General features: G+C 70.3%; 17 protein-coding genes and 1 tRNA gene. 9 read left to right on the top strand and 9 right to left on the bottom strand.

Annotated elements, in window-relative coordinates; all coding sequences use genetic code 11:
• Positions 1–49 precede the first annotated feature (49 nt).
• A complete protein-coding gene (locus ABC337_RS15540) occupies positions 50–517 on the bottom strand; it encodes a LapA family protein (RefSeq protein ID WP_412883186.1) in 468 nt (155 codons plus the stop codon).
• A 182-nt stretch (positions 518–699) separates the two neighbouring features.
• Positions 700–772 (bottom strand) — tRNA-Arg (locus tag ABC337_RS15545).
• Between the two features lie 159 nt (positions 773–931).
• Between ABC337_RS15545 and ABC337_RS15550 the strand changes: the two genes are divergently transcribed.
• The 3 genes from ABC337_RS15550 to ettA all read left to right on the top strand — a co-directional run bounded on the left by ABC337_RS15550 (position 932) and on the right by ettA (position 3853).
• Positions 932–1438 (top strand): single-stranded DNA-binding protein, encoded by a 507-nt coding sequence (locus tag ABC337_RS15550; RefSeq protein ID WP_412883185.1) that lies wholly within the window; start codon positions 932–934, stop codon positions 1436–1438.
• 119 nt (positions 1439–1557) lie between these two features.
• Positions 1558–2091 (top strand): DUF6993 domain-containing protein, encoded by a 534-nt coding sequence (locus tag ABC337_RS15555; protein WP_412883184.1) that lies wholly within the window; start codon positions 1558–1560, stop codon positions 2089–2091.
• Positions 2092–2170: 79 nt separating this feature from the next.
• Complete coding sequence (gene ettA / locus ABC337_RS15560; protein WP_412883183.1) at positions 2171–3853, top strand: energy-dependent translational throttle protein EttA; 1683 nt, start codon at positions 2171–2173, stop codon at positions 3851–3853.
• A gap of 84 nt (positions 3854–3937) precedes the next feature.
• On the opposite strand, the gene tesB is transcribed toward ettA, so the two are convergent.
• Positions 3938–4864 carry an acyl-CoA thioesterase II gene (gene tesB, locus ABC337_RS15565; RefSeq protein ID WP_412883182.1) on the bottom strand — a complete coding sequence of 309 codons (927 nt, stop codon included), beginning with the start codon at positions 4862–4864 and terminating at the stop codon, positions 3938–3940.
• Between the two features lie 63 nt (positions 4865–4927).
• On the opposite strand from tesB, the gene ABC337_RS15570 reads away from it, so the two are divergent.
• A complete protein-coding gene (locus ABC337_RS15570; RefSeq protein WP_412883181.1) occupies positions 4928–5587 on the top strand; it encodes a DUF8185 domain-containing protein in 660 nt (219 codons plus the stop codon).
• 19 nt (positions 5588–5606) lie between these two features.
• Here ABC337_RS15570 and ABC337_RS15575 read toward each other — a convergent pair whose 3' ends face one another.
• Positions 5607–6233, bottom strand: a complete 627-nt coding sequence (locus ABC337_RS15575; RefSeq protein WP_412883180.1) for a CG0192-related protein — start codon at positions 6231–6233, stop codon at positions 5607–5609.
• 79 nt (positions 6234–6312) lie between these two features.
• Positions 6313–6768, bottom strand: a complete 456-nt coding sequence (locus ABC337_RS15580) for a GNAT family N-acetyltransferase (protein ID WP_412883179.1) — start codon at positions 6766–6768, stop codon at positions 6313–6315.
• 172 nt (positions 6769–6940) lie between these two features.
• Between ABC337_RS15580 and ABC337_RS15585 the strand changes: the two genes are divergently transcribed.
• Positions 6941–7678: a Pr6Pr family membrane protein gene (locus ABC337_RS15585; protein ID WP_412883178.1), complete on the top strand. Its 738-nt coding sequence runs from the start codon at positions 6941–6943 to the stop codon at positions 7676–7678.
• On the opposite strand, the gene ABC337_RS15590 is transcribed toward ABC337_RS15585, so the two are convergent.
• Complete coding sequence (locus ABC337_RS15590) at positions 7675–8133, bottom strand: globin (protein ID WP_364135146.1); 459 nt, start codon at positions 8131–8133, stop codon at positions 7675–7677. The genes ABC337_RS15585 and ABC337_RS15590 overlap by 4 nt on opposite strands.
• Entirely contained in the window at positions 8133–8801 is a 669-nt protein-coding gene (locus tag ABC337_RS15595; RefSeq protein WP_412883274.1) for a mechanosensitive ion channel family protein, read from the bottom strand. The genes ABC337_RS15590 and ABC337_RS15595 overlap by 1 nt, the downstream gene beginning before the upstream one ends.
• Before the next feature lie 88 nt (positions 8802–8889).
• Here ABC337_RS15595 and ABC337_RS15600 point away from each other — a divergent pair, with 88 nt between their 5' ends.
• Positions 8890–9924 carry an NAD-dependent epimerase/dehydratase family protein gene (locus tag ABC337_RS15600; protein ID WP_412883177.1) on the top strand — a complete coding sequence of 345 codons (1035 nt, stop codon included), beginning with the start codon at positions 8890–8892 and terminating at the stop codon, positions 9922–9924.
• Positions 9925–9954: 30 nt separating this feature from the next.
• Here the strand turns inward: ABC337_RS15600 and ABC337_RS15605 are convergent, their stop codons facing one another.
• A complete protein-coding gene (locus tag ABC337_RS15605) occupies positions 9955–10422 on the bottom strand; it encodes an OsmC family protein (RefSeq protein WP_412883176.1) in 468 nt (155 codons plus the stop codon).
• Between the two features lie 110 nt (positions 10423–10532).
• Entirely contained in the window at positions 10533–13088 is a 2556-nt protein-coding gene (gene pepN, locus ABC337_RS15610; RefSeq protein ID WP_412883175.1) for an aminopeptidase N, read from the bottom strand.
• A 141-nt stretch (positions 13089–13229) separates the two neighbouring features.
• Between pepN and ABC337_RS15615 the strand changes: the two genes are divergently transcribed.
• The 3 genes from ABC337_RS15615 (at position 13230) to ABC337_RS15625 (ending at position 15719) form a co-directional block, all read left to right on the top strand.
• The gene (locus ABC337_RS15615; protein WP_412883174.1) at positions 13230–14231 is read left to right on the top strand and encodes a hypothetical protein; all 1002 of its coding nucleotides are present in this window, start codon (positions 13230–13232) and stop codon (positions 14229–14231) included.
• A gap of 64 nt (positions 14232–14295) precedes the next feature.
• Positions 14296–14790 carry a ribose-5-phosphate isomerase gene (locus tag ABC337_RS15620; RefSeq protein ID WP_412883173.1) on the top strand — a complete coding sequence of 165 codons (495 nt, stop codon included), beginning with the start codon at positions 14296–14298 and terminating at the stop codon, positions 14788–14790.
• The gene (locus ABC337_RS15625; RefSeq protein ID WP_412883172.1) at positions 14790–15719 is read left to right on the top strand and encodes an Fpg/Nei family DNA glycosylase; all 930 of its coding nucleotides are present in this window, start codon (positions 14790–14792) and stop codon (positions 15717–15719) included. Before ABC337_RS15620 ends, ABC337_RS15625 begins: the two co-directional genes overlap by 1 nt.
• Positions 15720–15785 lie beyond the last annotated feature (66 nt).

Genomic DNA, 15785 nt, shown 5'->3' on the forward strand with positions numbered 1-15785 from the left:
CGGCCCTTCTGCGCTCCTGCCGTTCCTCCGGCGCAGCGGTTCCTCCGGCTTAGCGGTCGCGGGTGCCCTGGCCGGCCAGACGGGCGCGCTGGCGGTGCGCAGTCAGCCGGAGCTGAATGATGCGGGCGGCCCCGGCAATGGCCACCAGCACGCCGCCGCCGACGGCAGCGATGAACAGCGCCACACCCAGCGGCACGGCGCCCGCCAGGCCGAAGAACTTGACCTGGACGTAGTCCTGGTTCTGCAGGATGAAGACGATCAGCAGGATCAGCACCGCCAGCGCGACCGCGACGGCGGTCCACACCATCCCGGCGCGGGTCACGCGGCGGGACTCGTGCGTTGGCGCGGGTGCTGCCGGGGTGGCGGGGGCGGGCTCCGGCGTGGGAGCCTCTGCGGGCGTCCGCGCGGGGGAGGAGGTGGCCCCCGGAACTTCCTCCCGGGGGAGTCCGGTGCTTGCGTGCTCCGGCGGGGTGTCGGCCTGGTCGTAGGAGTCGAATCCGCGGGGTGTCTGCGTCATGGCTGCCTTACTTTCGGTTATGGGCCGGGGGCACCGCCTCCAGCTCTAGACTCAATACTAAGCCTGCTTATGGCCCCGGCGGGAGGCGCCGCTCCGGTAGCCGAGCCGGGCAGCCAAGGAAGCTGGGGAGCTTAAACGGAACGGCCCCGGTCACGGAACGACCGTGACCGGGGCCGTGCAGGCGCCCCAGGAGGGAATCGAACCCCCGACCGGCGGATTAGAAGGCCGCTGCTCTATCCCCTGAGCTACTGGGGCACTCGCGTGCCCATCGACCGGAGCCGGGCACGCCTCAAGAAGTTTACCGTGCCACCGCGTCGCGTTTTCCACATAGCCCCGGTGTCGACTGCCGCGTTGCGGACCCCGGTCGCAGAGTGGAAAGGACCAGACCGCCTTCCCACAAGACAGGACATAGCAATGAATGACAGCATCACCATCCGGGGCTTCGTCGCCACGGAGATCAAGAGTTCGACCACGCCCGGCGGCGTCGCCACCGCATCCTTCCGGCTGGGCTCCACCGGGCGGCGCTTCGACCGGGCGGCCAACGCCTGGGTCGACGGGACCACCAACTGGTTCACCGTGCAGGGCTACCGCCAGCTGGCCGGCAACATGGCCTGCAGTATCCGGAAGGGGCAGCCCGTCATCGTTACAGGGAGGCTCAAGATCCGCACCTGGGAGTCGGAGAGCCGCATCCACCATGCCGTGGACATCGATGCCGATGCCATCGGGCACGACCTGTCGTGGGGTGCCGCCAACTTCACCCGCAACACCGGCGGGCAGCAACAGCAGCCGGACGGGGCGGACCAGGGCGGGGCTCCGGGAACGGCCGGGCAGGGGAGCGGCAGCAGCGGCGGAGTCGACGCCGCGGAGGACTTGCCCGACTTCGATGAGGAAACCGGGGAGGTGAAGGAGGACGCCGCCTGAGGGCTTCATTTTCCCGGCAGTGCCAGCAGGCGGCCGGCCCGGAGGCCCGGAGGCTCGGCTAAGAGCGTGGGCGGCGGTGGCGGCGATGACAGGACCGGTGCCGGTGGCAGAATGGCCGGGTGACCCGGCCCAGACTCCTTCCCCGCGCGCTGTTCCCGACGTCCGCCACCCTGGCCGGCATTGTTGTGGCAGTAGCCGTCGCCGGATGTTCCGGGTCGGGCGATACGGTCGCCCCCGCGGCGGAAGCGTCCAGCTCCGTCGCGACAGCGACCACCAGGCCCAAAGCCCCCTCGACGCCCACGCCCACCGCTCCCTCGACTGCCGCGCCGTCTGCCCCCTCGACGGCGAGCGGCTCCGCCACTGCGCCAACGGTAGATGCGGCCAAGGTGCGAGACGCGCTCGCAGGCCTCGCCGGTGGGACTGTGCCTGGGACGGACAGCGTGCGGGCGGCACTGGTCCGGGCCGGCTACGCTCCCGGTGCCATCGAGGTCACCGCCAGCCGGACCCCGACGGGCCTGGACGCCGACGCTGTGGAAGCCTCCGTCCGGCAGGGCGCGGGCTGCGTCGTCGCCCAGATCCGGGGGCGGTCCGTCATCGCTGCGGTCCTGCCGGCCCTCGCCGACGGCCGCTGCCTCGCCGGCCCGGCAGCCTGACCGGTCCCCCGGCGACGGCAGCGCGGAACCTGCGCCTCGGAATGTGAGTTATCAGCGCCGAACCACTAGATTTGAGAGTATGGCGGAATTTATCTACACAATGACCAAGGCCCGTAAGGCCGTTGGCGAAAAACTCATCCTCGACGACGTGAGTATGTCCTTCTTCCCCGGTGCCAAGATCGGTGTTGTCGGCCCGAACGGTGCCGGTAAGTCCACCATCCTCAAGATCATGGCCGGCCTGGACACTCCCTCGAACGGCGAGGCCCGGCTGAGCCCCGGCTACACCGTCGGCATCCTGCTGCAGGAGCCGCCGCTGAACGAGGAAAAGACCGTCCTCGGCAACGTCCAGGAGGGCGTGGGCGAGATCTACGGCAAGATCCAGCGCTTCAACGAGATCTCCGAAGAGATGGCCAACCCGGACGCCGACTACGACGCCCTGCTCGAAGAGATGGGCCAGCTGCAGGAAGCGATCGACGCCGCCGACGCCTGGGACCTCGACTCCCAGCTGGAGCAGGCCATGGACGCCCTGCGCTGCCCGCCGGCCGACGCCGACGTCACCGTGCTCTCCGGTGGTGAGCGCCGCCGCGTCGCCCTCTGCAAGCTCCTGCTGCAGAAGCCCGACCTGCTGCTCCTCGACGAGCCCACCAACCACCTCGACGCCGAGAGCGTGCTCTGGCTCGAACAGCACCTCTCCTCGTACCCCGGCGCCGTCCTGGCCGTCACCCACGACCGGTACTTCCTGGACCACGTGGCCGAATGGATCGCCGAAGTGGACCGCGGCCACCTCTACCCGTACGAGGGCAACTACTCCACCTACCTCGAGAAGAAGCGCGCCCGCCTGGAAATCCAGGGCAAGAAGGACGCCAAGCAGGCCAAGCGCCTCGCCGAGGAACTCGACTGGGTGCGCTCCAACGCCAAGGGCCGCCAGACCAAGTCCAAGGCCCGTCTGGCCCGCTACGAGGAAATGGCCGCCGAGGCGGACCGGACCCGCAAGCTCGACTTCGAAGAGATCCAGATCCCGCCGGGACCGCGCCTGGGCGGACTGGTCCTGGAGGCGAAGAACCTGCAGAAGGGGTTCGAGGACCGGATGCTGATCGCCGGCCTGTCGTTCTCGCTGCCGCGCAACGGCATCGTCGGCGTCATCGGCCCCAACGGCGTCGGCAAGACCACCCTGTTCAAGACCATCGTCGGCCTGGAGCCGCTCGACGGCGGCGAACTCAAGGTCGGCGACTCGGTGAAGATCTCCTACGCGGACCAGAGCCGCGGCGGCATCGACCCGAACAAGACCCTCTGGGAGGTCGTCTCCGACGGACTCGACTTCATCCAGGTCGGCCAGGTCGAAATGCCGTCCCGCGCCTACGTCGCCGCCTTCGGCTTCAAGGGCCCGGACCAGCAGAAGAAGGCTGGCGTCCTCTCCGGCGGTGAGCGCAACCGCCTGAACCTCGCGCTGACCCTCAAGCAGGGCGGAAACCTGCTGCTCCTCGACGAACCGACCAACGACCTCGACGTCGAAACCCTCAGCAGCCTCGAGAACGCCCTGCTGGAATTCCCCGGCTGCGCCGTCGTCGTCTCGCACGACCGCTGGTTCCTCGACCGGGTGGCCACCCACATCCTCGCCTACGAAGGTGACGAGGAGAACCCCTCCAAGTGGTACTGGTTCGAGGGCAACTTCGAATCCTACGAGGAGAACAAGGTGGAGCGCCTCGGCCCCGACGCGGCCAAGCCGCACCGGGTCACCCACCGCCGCCTGACCCGCGACTAGTTCCGCGGCCGGCCCGCCAACGCAAAAGCCCTGCGCATCCCCGAGAGGGGGTGCGCAGGGCTTTTGCGTTAGAGGCGTTCGCAGTTACTGCGGCGTCGGTTCGGTGGGCACCCGGATCATGCCCTCCTGCGCCACGGTAGCGACATGCCGGCCGTCGCGGCTGAAGATCTTCCCGGTGGCCAGGCCCCGGGCGCCCTGGGCGCTGGGGGACTCCTGCACGTACAGCAGCCACTCGTCCACACGCACCGGACGGTGCCACCACATGGCGTGGTCCAGGCTCGCCACGGACATCCCCGGCGTAATCCAGCTCATACCGTGCCGGCGCAGCACCGACTCCAGGAGGGTGTAGTCGCTGGCGTAGGCCAGCGCGGCACGGTGCAGGCCGGGATCGTCCGGCATCGGGCCGAAGGTCCGCATCCACACGGCGTTGCGGGCCTCCTTGGGCCCCTCGGCCGAGACATACAGGGCCGGGTCCACGTGCCGGATGTCGAAGGGCCGCTCATAGGCCCAGTGCCGGGCCACCGGGTGGTCGAACTTGCCCAGCAGGTCGGCCGTGCTCGGTAGCGACTCCGGGTCCGGGATTCCCTCCGGCATCTGTGTCTGGTGCTCGATGCCCTCATCCTCGTCCTGGAAGGAGGCGATCATCGACAGGATCGGCTTGCCGTCCTGGTACGCGTGGACCCGGCGGGCCGAGAAGGAGCGCCCGTCGCGGAGCCGCTGGACGCCGAAGGTGATGGGCTGGTTCGCGTCGCCCGGCCGCAAGAAATAGCCGTGCATCGAGTGCACGCCCCGGCCCTCGGGAACGGTCCGGCTGCCGGCCACCAGCGACTGGGCCAGCACCTGGCCGCCGAACACCCGCTGCCGGGGCTGCTTCTGCGACGGGCCCAGGAAAATGTCCTCGTCCGTCCGGGCACCCTGAAGTTCGCCCAGGTCCAGAAGGTGGATGAGCGAGGTGGTCGGGTCCTCCGGGGGTGCGGGTGCGGCCTGCACTGCGGCTTCGGCTTCAGTCATGGTTTGACTTTAGACGGCGGCTCGGCCGGGCTCCAAAGAGGCTCAGCCGGTAAAGTCGGGAATGTGTCTGATGTCCTCACCGAGTCCCTGCAGTTCTCCGATCCCCGCGACCTTGCCGACCTGCGCACCTTCGCCACCAGGGCCAAGGCGGTGGACGACGGCGGCATCCGCCTCAGCGCCGACGGCACCGTCCTGGCCGCCTACGTCTGCCTCCTGCGGCCGCGGTTGCTGGGCGAGGGAACGCCGACCATCCTGGGCCTGCGCACCATGGCTCTGGCCGTGCCGGCCCGGCTGGACGTGACGGTGCCGCTCTCGGCGGTGCTGGACCGGCTGGCCCGGTCGGGGCCCGACGACGTCGACCTTCCCGTCCCGCCGATGACCCTGTGGGAATCCTGGGCCGGCGTCGGAGCACCCCGCGGTGGCTGGGAACCTGCCGGCACCGTCCCCGACGCCGAACTGCGGCGGGCCGCGGAGGACGGGATCAGGGAGATCGCCGGCATCATCCCGGACAAGCCCGGTGCCCTGATCGTCAACAACGCCCGCGCCACCGTCTGGGGCCGGCCGTTGCCGGCGGCTCCTGGGGTGCCCGCCGGGGCGGCCTTTGCGGCGCTGACCCTGGGGTTCCTGGCCGAGGGGGAGCAGTCCGTCTTCCGCGCTGACACGTGGTTCCGGCTCAGCAGCCCCCGCGGCCACGTGCTGGTCCGCGCGGGGTCCGGCCTCTAGCGGACCCCGCGACGACGCCCTAGCCGTCCGTGACGGCCGCGAGGGCCACCGGCGCGTCCTGACCCTCCCAGGATCCGACCAGGGAGCGGGCTGCCGGCGGGGCTGCGGGGTCGAGCTGCCGGTGGACCAGAATTTCCAGCGCACCGGAGCGGACTACGGTCCCTTCAGCGGCGTCGCTGGCAGTGACGTCGCCGACCTCCGGAACCGATGTACCCGCGGATCCCGTGCCGTGCACGGTGACCGATTCGGGGAGCACCTTCTCCCCGCCGTCGACCTGCAGGACATGCTGTGCCTGCGGCGTGCCGGCCAGGATGGCACCGGCCAGCGCACGGACGTAGGCCGGGTCCGCACACGCGTCGTAGACCCAGCGGCTGCCCAGGACGGAGTGTTCCATGGTGCCGACCAAGTGGTCATCGGCGCCGGGCAGGGGAGCGCTCCGGTAGCTGAGCGGCACCTGGAACACGGCGCCGCCGGAACGTACCAGGATGGTCTCGAGGCCCACCTCTCCCTCCGGGTCGTCAAAGCGGAAGTGGCCGACCTTCTCCGGGGCGGACCCCGTCTCCGGGAACCAGGACCGGCCGGGGAGCCAGCGTTCGAGGAGTTCCATTTTGGAGGGGGTCAACGTTGCTTGATGAATGATCGCCATGACCGCCAGCCTAGACCCGGGCACGCCGGGGAGTGCTCGGAAGGCTCGAAATCGGGCCCGGTACGGGCAGCGAATCAGCTCAGAAGGTCAATACATTCAGTTCCTCCGCCGGCACAAACCCCAGCCGAGCGTAAAAGTTTCGGGACTCCGACGACGGGGACAGGAGCATGCGGACCGCGTTGATCTCCCGCGAATAGGCCAGGGCGGCCTCCACCAGCTGCGCACCGATGCCGGCGTTCCTGCGGTCCGGAAGCACGTAGACGTTGCCGAGGTACACCCAGCGCGAGATGTCCTTGCCGGGCTTGGGCATGCGTTCGAACACCATGAGGTTCAGCATGCCCACGGGAACGCCGTCGTCCTCGGCGAGGAAGAAGGTCCGCGGATTGGCCTCCAGCCAGTTCTTGAGCACGGCGACGAACTGCTGCGGGTCAACGGTCGTGCCGTCGGCGGCCGGTGCCTGTTCGGCAGCCCAGATGGCGCGTAGCGTGGCCAGGGCGGGCAGGTCGCCGTCGACCGTTTCGCGAATGGTGATCATGGCTCCAGCCTAGGCGGGGAACCCCCTTGCAAGGTCATACCCGGGTGGGTATTGTTATTTTCAGAAAGACCCCGGAGGCATCCCCCCAAGTGCCTCCGGGGTCTTTCCATGTCTCTGCAGGCTGCAGGCTGCAGGGCGTGCCGTGGCCGGCCGGGACTGCCATACTGGGCGCATGGTTGGCCTGTCAGCCTTGACGCCGCCCGTCGGGCGGCATCCCGGTCTGAACGCTGCGCTGCACCCGGACCGTCCCTGGATCCGCCTGGCCCGCCTCGTCGTCGGTGTGCTGGTGCTGGCCGCGCTCGTCCGGAAGACAGTTGACGCGACCCTACCGGGCAACGATGTGGACGTCGCGCAGCTTTTCTCGGAGTTCACGGTCCAGTCGAACCTGGCCTTGGCTGTGGTGCTCCTGGCGTCCGCCGCTCTTCCGCGGGAAAGGTTGCCGCGATGGTGGGATCGCCTGGCCGGGGCGCTGGCGCTGTACTTGGTGATGACGGGCGTCATCTACGTGGTCCTGGTGGCGCCGCCGGGCGAGCCGTGGTGGAGCCTGGATTTGTACTGGCCGCAGCTGATACACCGCCGCATTGCGCCGATGTTCGCGGCCCTCGACTGGCTGCTGGTGACCAGGACCCGGCACGGCCGGTGGTGGCGGCCGCTCGTCTGGCTGATTTATCCGGCAGCGTTCCTCATCTTTTCCTGGGTGCGTGGCGCTCTTGACGGCTGGTATGTCTACGACTTTCTGGACCCGACGCTTGAGGGCGGCTGGGCGGCGGCGCTGACGACGACAGCTGAGGTCCTGGCGGCGTTCCTCGTGGCCGCGGTCCTGCTGCACGTCGCCGGCAATGCCCGGGCCGGCCTTGCAACTGAGCCCGGACGAGCGCCCCGGAGTGGTGGCCGGGCCGCCCGCGCCTAGGCTCCGGACGGGCTGTTGACCATGGAGAGGGCGGCCCGCTCCATGTAGTCCCACAGGGTTCCCTCGTAGAGCGGCGGGAGCTCCAGGGCATCGACGGCGGTGCGCATGTGCCGGAGCCAGGCGTCCTTGGCCTCCGGGGTCACGCGGAACGGCTGGTGCCGCATCCGGAGCCGGGGGTGGCCGCGTTCCTCGCCGTAGGTGGTCGGACCGCCCCAGTACTGCTCAAGGAACATGAGGAAGCGGCGCTTCGCCGGCGCGAGGTCCTCCTCCGGGTACATGGGCCGCAGCAACGGGTCGGTGGCGACGCCGTCGTAGAACACGTCGATGAGCTTGACGAACGTCTCGTGCCCGCCGACGGCGTCGTAGAAGTTGTCGGTGTAGCCGGGCTTGCTGAACGGGTCGTTCTGCATCAGCTGCCGGGGCTGGCGGGGATCTCCGCCGAGGGGGATGGTCATTACTCTCCGGCTTTCTGCTGGGGTGCCGCGTCGGCGACGCCGGCCGGGCCGGACTCGTCGTCGGCGGGCGGGGTGTAGGTGCCCTGGGAGCGGTTGCCCACGCGGAGGATTTCGCCGTTGCGCAGGTACCAGATGGTGCCGTCGTCGGCGCGGACACGCGTGATGCGCAGGCCCATCGACTCCACCGTGCCCACCACCTCGGAGGTTTCGATGATGTCGCCGATGCCATACTGGTCCTCGATGGTGATGAAGATCCCGGCCAGGAAGTCGCGGATGAGCTGCTGGGCGCCGAAGCCGATCGCGACACCCAAGATGCCGACGCTGGTCAGCAGCGGCGCGATATTGACGTCGAGGTACTGCAGCACGTACATCGCGGTGATGACGACGACGAGGACGCTCACCACGCTGGTCAGCAGCGCGCCGATGGTGCGGGCCCGCTGCTCCCTGCGCTGGTGGTCCAGGGCTCGCAGGGCAGGTGCCACCCAGCGGAACCGCGGCTTCTTGAAGAACGTGCTGCCCGCGGCGACGCGCTTGGTGATTCCGGAAATCACGAAGGACGCCACCAGCCAGATAAGGACGCCCACCCCGATGCTGATCAGGGCTCCGGGCACGTTGATGGCGGAGACGTCGAGCGGGGTCAGGGGTTCGGGGGTGGTGAAGCTCAAGATCAAGTGGTACTGCTCCTTCGGCACGCCCGCGTTCGCCGGCCGCATAAGACTCTGTTCACTGTCCAGACTAGCGCCGTAGCGTGGCCCCATGCGCATCCTCGTCCTCGGTGGCACTGCATTCCTGTCTGCCGAAATCACCCGGCAGGCAGTCGCCGCCGGCCACGACGTCATGTGCCTGGCCCGTGGATCCCGGACCGCGCCGCCGGAGGGTGCCAGCTGGCTCCAGGCGGACCGCTCACAGGGCCCGGCCGCCTACGCCGGGGCCGTCCACGCGGGGGAGTGGGACGCCGTCGTCGACGTCGCCCGCGACCCCGGGCAGGCGGAGGATGCCCTCGCGGCGCTCGCCGGCCGTGCCCGGCACTGGACCTTCGTCTCCAGCTGTTCGGTCTACGCGGACCCCTCGGTCCCCGGCACGGCGGAGGACGCCGCCGTGCTGGAGCCGCTGCCGGCCGGGACGCCGGCGACGATGGAGAACTACGGCGCCGCGAAGTCCGCGATTGAACACCTGACCCTGAAACTGGCCGGGGACACGGCGCACCTGTGCCGGCCGGGCCTGATCGGCGGACCCGGGGACGAATCGGACCGCTACGGGTACTGGCCGGCCCGCTTCGCCCGCGACCCGGGACCCGTCCTCGTCCCGGACACCCCGGCGGCACTGACCCAGATCATCGACGTCCGGGACCTGGCCGCCTGGGTGCTGACCGCGGCGGAACGGGGCGTGACCGGGCCGCTGAACGCGGTCGGCGATCCCGTGCCGTTCGCCGAGTACCTCGATGAATCACGGCGTCTCGGCGGGGGAGCCGCGGAGGCCGTGGCCGCGCCGCCCGACTGGCTCGCCGCGCGCGGGGTGAACTATTGGGCGGGTCCGGACTCCCTGCCGCTGTGGCTGCCGCCGGGCCACGAGGGATTCACGACCCGCAGCAACGCCGCCGCGGTTGCGGCCGGACTCCGGTTGCGGCCGTGGACCCGGACGCTGGCTGACAGTCTCGACGACGAGCGGCGCCGGGGGCTGGACCGGGAACGCAGGGCCGGACTCAGCCCGGAAACCGAGCGCAGGCTGCTGGGGGAATGGCGGGCCACGGCCGTTACGAGCGTGCCGAGCCCGGTTGCCGCCGCAGGCTAGTTAGTGCCCCAGGCTAGGCGGCAGGTACCGTCAGCCTGCCGGGAGCTCGTGCCGGACCGGAAAGTTGACGCTGCGGGCGATGAAGCAGAGCGAGTTGGCCTCGTGGTGCATCTCCGCCATCGTTTCCGGCGCCACCGGGTCCTTCGTGGCCACCACCGGGCGCAACGTGACCGACTCGAACTGGCCGCTGCCGTCCCGGTTGGTCCGCATCAGCCCCTCGGCCCGGTCCCGATAGCCGGTGACCACCACGCCGTGCTTCACCGCCACGTGCAGGAAGGAGAGCATGTGGCACTGGCTCAGCGCGGCCAGGAGCAGCTGCTCGGGGTTGTACCGGCCAGGGTCGCCGCGGAAGGTCGGGTCCGCCGAGCCCTTGAGGACCGGCAAGCCCGGAATCTCGATGTCGTGGTCGCGGCTGTACGCCCGGTAGCCGGACGTCCCCTCGCCGAGGTTGCCCGTCCAGGTGACCGTCAGGGCGTAGTGGTGCTCGTCCAGGCTCATGCGGCCAGTCTAGGACACGTCCCCGCCCAACTGGCTGGCAGCAGGGGCCGTTCTGAGCATCCAAAACGGCCTTAGCTGCGAGCTAGTTGGGCGGGGTGGGGGCTTCCTGCCTAACCGACGTCCGCCGCGCGGGCGCGCAGGGCGCGGGCCACGCCGTCGCGGTTCTCCAGCATCATCCGGCGCAGCGCGGCGCTGTCCGCCGGCAGCGAGGCGAGGAACTGGTCCGTGCGGTCCACGGTGGCCTGGGTGGTGAGCTGCGCCGGGTAGAGCCCGACGACGATCTGCTGGGCCAGGGCGTGGGTGCGGTCCCGGACGATCCCGGGGACGGCCTCGAAGTACTTCTCCGCGTAGGGCTCCAGCAGCGCGGTGTCCAGCACCCGGGTGAAGCCGGCGACGGCGGAGCCCTGCAGCGCGTTGGACAGCTCGCCCGTGACCACAATCGACTCCCAGGCGGCGGCCTTGGCCTCCGGGGTGGGGATGGCGGCCGTGGCCTGGGCGGCCGCGTTCTGGCCGGTGGCGGTGTTGTCGTGCTCGAGCTCGGCGTCGATCTCCGCCTTGCCGGCCCGGCCGCCGACCACGAGGGAGGTGATCAGCTCCCAGCGCAGGTCCTGGTCCACGGTGAGGCCCGGCAGCTCGCGGGAGCCGTCCAGCAGCCCGGCGACCGTGTCGAACTGCGCACCGGTGCGGGCCAGCAGCGCGTAGGACTTCACGAACTGCAGCTGGGCGTCGGAGCCGGCGGCGACGCGGGAGGCGAGCTCCCAGAGCCGGTCCGCGGCCGCGGCCGCCGTGGCGTCCTTGTGCGCGGCGGCGACGTAGAAGTTCAGCGTGGTGGCCAGCTGGCGCAGCTGCACGAGGATCACCGAGGAGTCCGTCTCCTCGGCGATGTTGGCCAGGATCAGCTCCACGTAGCCGCGCGCCGGGGTTTCGCCGTCGCGCGCCGCGTCCCAGGCCGAGCCCCAGACCAGGGTCCGCGGCAGGCTGCGGCCGAAGTCCTTCAGGTGCGCCGTGGCGGTGGCCCACGACTGCGGATCAAGCCGGACCTTCGCGTAGGCCAGGTCGTCGTCGTTGAGCAGGATCAGGTCCGGCCGCGCCAGGCCGGCCAGGGTCGGGACCTCGGTTCGCGCGCCGTCGACGTCGAGCTCCTCGCGGTGCACGCGCTCCAGCTTGCCGGCGCCGTCGAGGTTGTAGAAGCCCACGGCGAGCCGGTGCGGGCGGATGGTCGGCTGCGCCTCGGTGGCGGACTGCAGGATCGCGAAGGAGGTGATGGTCCCGTCCTCGCCGACGGACAGTTCCGGCTTCAGCGTGTTCACGCCGGCGGTCTCCAGCCAGAGCTTGCCCCACTGGTCCAGGTCGCGGCCGCTGGCCTGCTCCAGCTCCACCATCAGGTCGGCCAGCTCGGTGTTCTTCCACGAGTGCTTGCGGAAGTACTCGCGGACGCCGGCCATGAACTCCTCCGGGCCCACCCAGGCCACCAGCTGCCGCAGCACCGAGGCACCCTTGGCGTAGGTGATGCCGTCGAAGTTGACCTCGACGTCCTGCAGGTCGTTGATCTCGGCGAAGATCGGGTGCGTGGTGGGCAGCTGGTCCTGGCGGTAGGCCCAGGACTTCTCCACCGAGGCGAAGGTGGTCCACGCGGCGTCGAATTTGGTGTTCTCGACGGCAGCGAGGTGGGACATGTACTCGGCGAAGGACTCGTTCAGCCAGAGGTCGTTCCACCAGCGCATCGTCACCAGGTCGCCGAACCACATGTGGGCCAGTTCGTGCAGGACGGTGATGGCCCGCCGCTCCACCTGGGCCCCGGTGACCTTGCTGCGGAAGACGTAGCCCTCCAGGATGGTCACTGCGCCAGCGTTCTCCATGGCGCCGGCGTTGAACTCCGGCACGAAGAGCTGGTCGTACTTCTCGAACGGGTAGGGGCAGCCGAACTGCGCCTCGAAGAACTCGAAGCCCTGGCGGGTGAGTTCGAAGATGTTGTCCGCGTCCAGGTACTGCATGAGGGACTTGCGGGCGAAGACTCCCAGCGGGGTGACCTTGCCGGTGGCGGAAACCACCTCGCTGCGGACGCTCTGGTACGGGCCGGCGATCAGCGCGGTGACATAGGAGGACAGGCGCGGGGTGGGCGCGAAGGCCCAGACCGAGCGCGCGCCGCCGTCCTCACCCGGGCTGGTCTCGGACGGTGCCGGCGTGGGGGAGTTGGACACCACGTCCCAGTGCGACGGCGCGGTGACGGTGAACGTGAACGTGGCCTTGAGGTCCGGCTGTTCGAAGACGGCGAACATCCGCCGGGAGTCGGGGACCTCGAACTGGGTGTAGAGATAGACCTCGCCGTCGACCGGGTCCACGAAACGGTGCAGGCCCTCGCCGGTGTTCATGTAGGGGGCGTCCGCGACCACCACCAGCTCGTTATCCGCAGCCAGCTCGGGGAGCTGGATGCGGATGCCGTCGGAGACCTCGGCGGGGTCCAGCTCGCGGCCGTTGAGGGTCACGCTGTGCACGGTCCGGGTGACCGCGTCGATGAACGTCGAGGAGCCCGGCGTCGCGGTGAAGCGCACGCGGGTGGTGGAGCCGAAGACGGTGTCGCCCCGGGTCAGGTCCAGGGTCACGTCGTAGGAGTCGACGGCGATCAGGGCGGCGCGCTCGCGGGCTTCGGCGCGTGTGAGGTTCATACCGGGCAAGGGGGCCTCCAGGAATGCGGGAACGGGAGATGGGGATACTGTGAAATTATTCTTTCACGCCTTGCGGCCTTGGCAAGTTGCCCCCGTCACAGCCCGGCCGCCGGTGGCGCGGACGGGGGTAGCGTTGACGGCATGGAAACCTTCCGGGACTCCGTCGACACCAGGGCCGTGCGCTTCGCCATCGGCTTCCCCATGGTGCTGGCCGCCGCCTTCACGGTGTGCGCGCTCCTGATCCGGTCCCGGCTGCCCGAGCCGCTGGCCGTGCGGTGGTCCGCGGACGGTGCAGAAAACTTCGCCCCCTTCGCCGCCGTGGTGGGCGTGGGCGCCGCCATGATCGTCCTGACGGGCTGGGCGGTGCTGCTTCAGGCCGCCCCGCTGACCCGGCCCGCCGTGATGCGGCGGATCATGATGGGCGCCGGGCTGGGCCTCAGCCTGTTCGTCACCGCCGTGCTGGCCGCTGTCCTGGTCGGGCAGATCGGACTCTCCGACGCCCGCGCCTCGCACGTGGACGTCACCATCCTGGCGATGGGCAGCGGCGCCGCCCTGGGCCTGGGCGTGGTGATGGGCTTCGTTTTCAAGGCCGATGAGCGCTGGTCCGTCGACGACGAACGTGCCGCCCGCGAGGCGCTCGAACACATCCGCGACCCGGACCTGGCCAGGGACGACGTCCGCCTCTGGGTCCACGCCCGCAGCTCGATCTTCGTGATGCTCGGAATCTCCACGCTGTTCCCGGCGGCGCTGCTCAGCCTGGCCCTGCCCTGGCTCGCGGCCGTCCTGGCGGCCGCGGCGCTCGTGGCAACCCTGTTCCTCTTCGCCCGGGTCAGGGTGGACCGGGCGGGGCTCCACGTCCTCGCCGCCGGACTGCTGCCCGTGCTGACGCTCCCCGCCGCCGAGATTGATTCGGCCACCCCGGAGCTGGTGCGCGCGGCGGAGCGTGGCGGCTGGGGCTTCCGCCGCCACGGTCGGGACTCCAGCATGCTGGTGGCCAACGGGCCCGCCGTCGTGGTGCGGCGCCGGGACGGCGGCACCGTGACGGTCAGCGCCGGCGGCCCCACCACGGCGGACAACGTCGCGCAGACCCTGATCCGCGTGGCTTCCCGGGCCCGCGGCGACGGCGCGCCGCCCCGTCCCTAGTAGGCTGGAGCCACCCCGATCACCACGCCGGATGCCCTCCGGCGACCACAGAATGGATCCGACTGTGACCACCGCCCAGGACCTCCCGCGCGTCCACATCGCCACCGACCACGCCGGCATGGAGCTCAGCGCCCACCTGGTGGAGCACCTCAGCGCCAAGGGCTATGAGGTGGTGGATCACGGGCCGAAGGTCTACGACGCGCTCGATGACTACCCGTCCTTCTGCATCAACGCCGCGCTCGCCGTCGTCGCGGACCAGGAAACCGGCGTCCACGCCCTGGGGATTGTCCTGGGCGGGTCCGGCAACGGCGAGCAGATCGCCGCCAACAAGGTCAAGGGCGTCCGCGCGGCCCTGGCGTGGAGCCTGCCAACCGCGAAGTTGGCCCGCGAGCACAACGACGCCAACGTCGTCGCCGTCGGCGGCCGGCAGCACAGCGTCGAGGAGGCCACCGAAATCATCGAGGCGTTCCTGACTGAGCCGTTCAGCCACGACGAGCGCCACGTCCGCCGCATCGGCAAGATCGCGCGCTACGAGGCCACCGGCGAGGTCGTCGAGTAGTGCCCGAGGGCCACTCGATCCACCGGCTCGCCCGCCAGTTCGCGGACGTCTTCACGGGCGAGCGGCTGTCCGTCTCCAGTCCGCAGGGACGCTTCGCCGGCGGCGCCGCCCTGCTGGACGGGCACGTCCTCACCGGCTCGACCGCGCACGGCAAGCACCTGTTCCTCGGCTTCGAGCACGGGCTGTCGCTGCATGTCCACCTGGGCCTCTACGGGGCTTGGAACTTCGGCGGCGACAGCACCTTCCGGGGCGCCTCCAGCATCGGCGCGCCACGCAGGGTCGGGGAGCGGGAGGACCGCGACGCCGGCACCGATGGCGTGAGTGACGACGCCGCCTACGCCGGGCCGCCCGCCCCGGTGGGCGCCGTCCGCGTCCGGCTCGCCGGCAGCCACGGCTGGGCGGACCTGCGCGGGGCGACCACCTGCGAGACCCTCACCGGGGCGGAAACCGACGCCGTGATAGCTCGGCTGGGCCCGGACCCGCTGCGGAACCTGCCGGGGGACCGGGAGGCCTTTGTCGCAACGCTGGGCCGGCGGAAGACCCCGCTGGCCACCCTGCTCATGGACCAGAAGGTGATTGCCGGAGTCGGGAACGTCTACCGCGCCGAGCTGCTGTTCCGGCAGCGCCTGGACCCCTGGCTGCCCGGTGCCGGGCTCCCGGCCGTGGACGCCGGGCTGCTCTGGGACGACACGGCCGCCGTCATGGCCAACGGCGTGCGCGACGGCCGGATCATCACCACCGCGCCCCGGTACTGGAGCGCCGGGGGAGAGTCCTCCGGCGGAGAGGGTGCTGCCCTTCCCGCCCCGGGGGAGGCGCACTTCGTCTACCGGCGGCAGGGCCTGGACTGCCGAGTCTGCGGCACCCCCGTCTCGCTCGTGGAACACGCGGCCCGCAAGCTGTACTGGTGCACGGTCTGCCAGCAAAGCTAAAACCGTGACGCGAGGCCCGCAGACACACGAAGGGCCCCTCCGCTGGAGGGGCCCTTCGTGATGTTT

The organism is Arthrobacter phoenicis (assembly GCF_047238215.1).
Classification (GTDB): Bacteria; Actinomycetota; Actinomycetes; order Actinomycetales; family Micrococcaceae; genus Arthrobacter.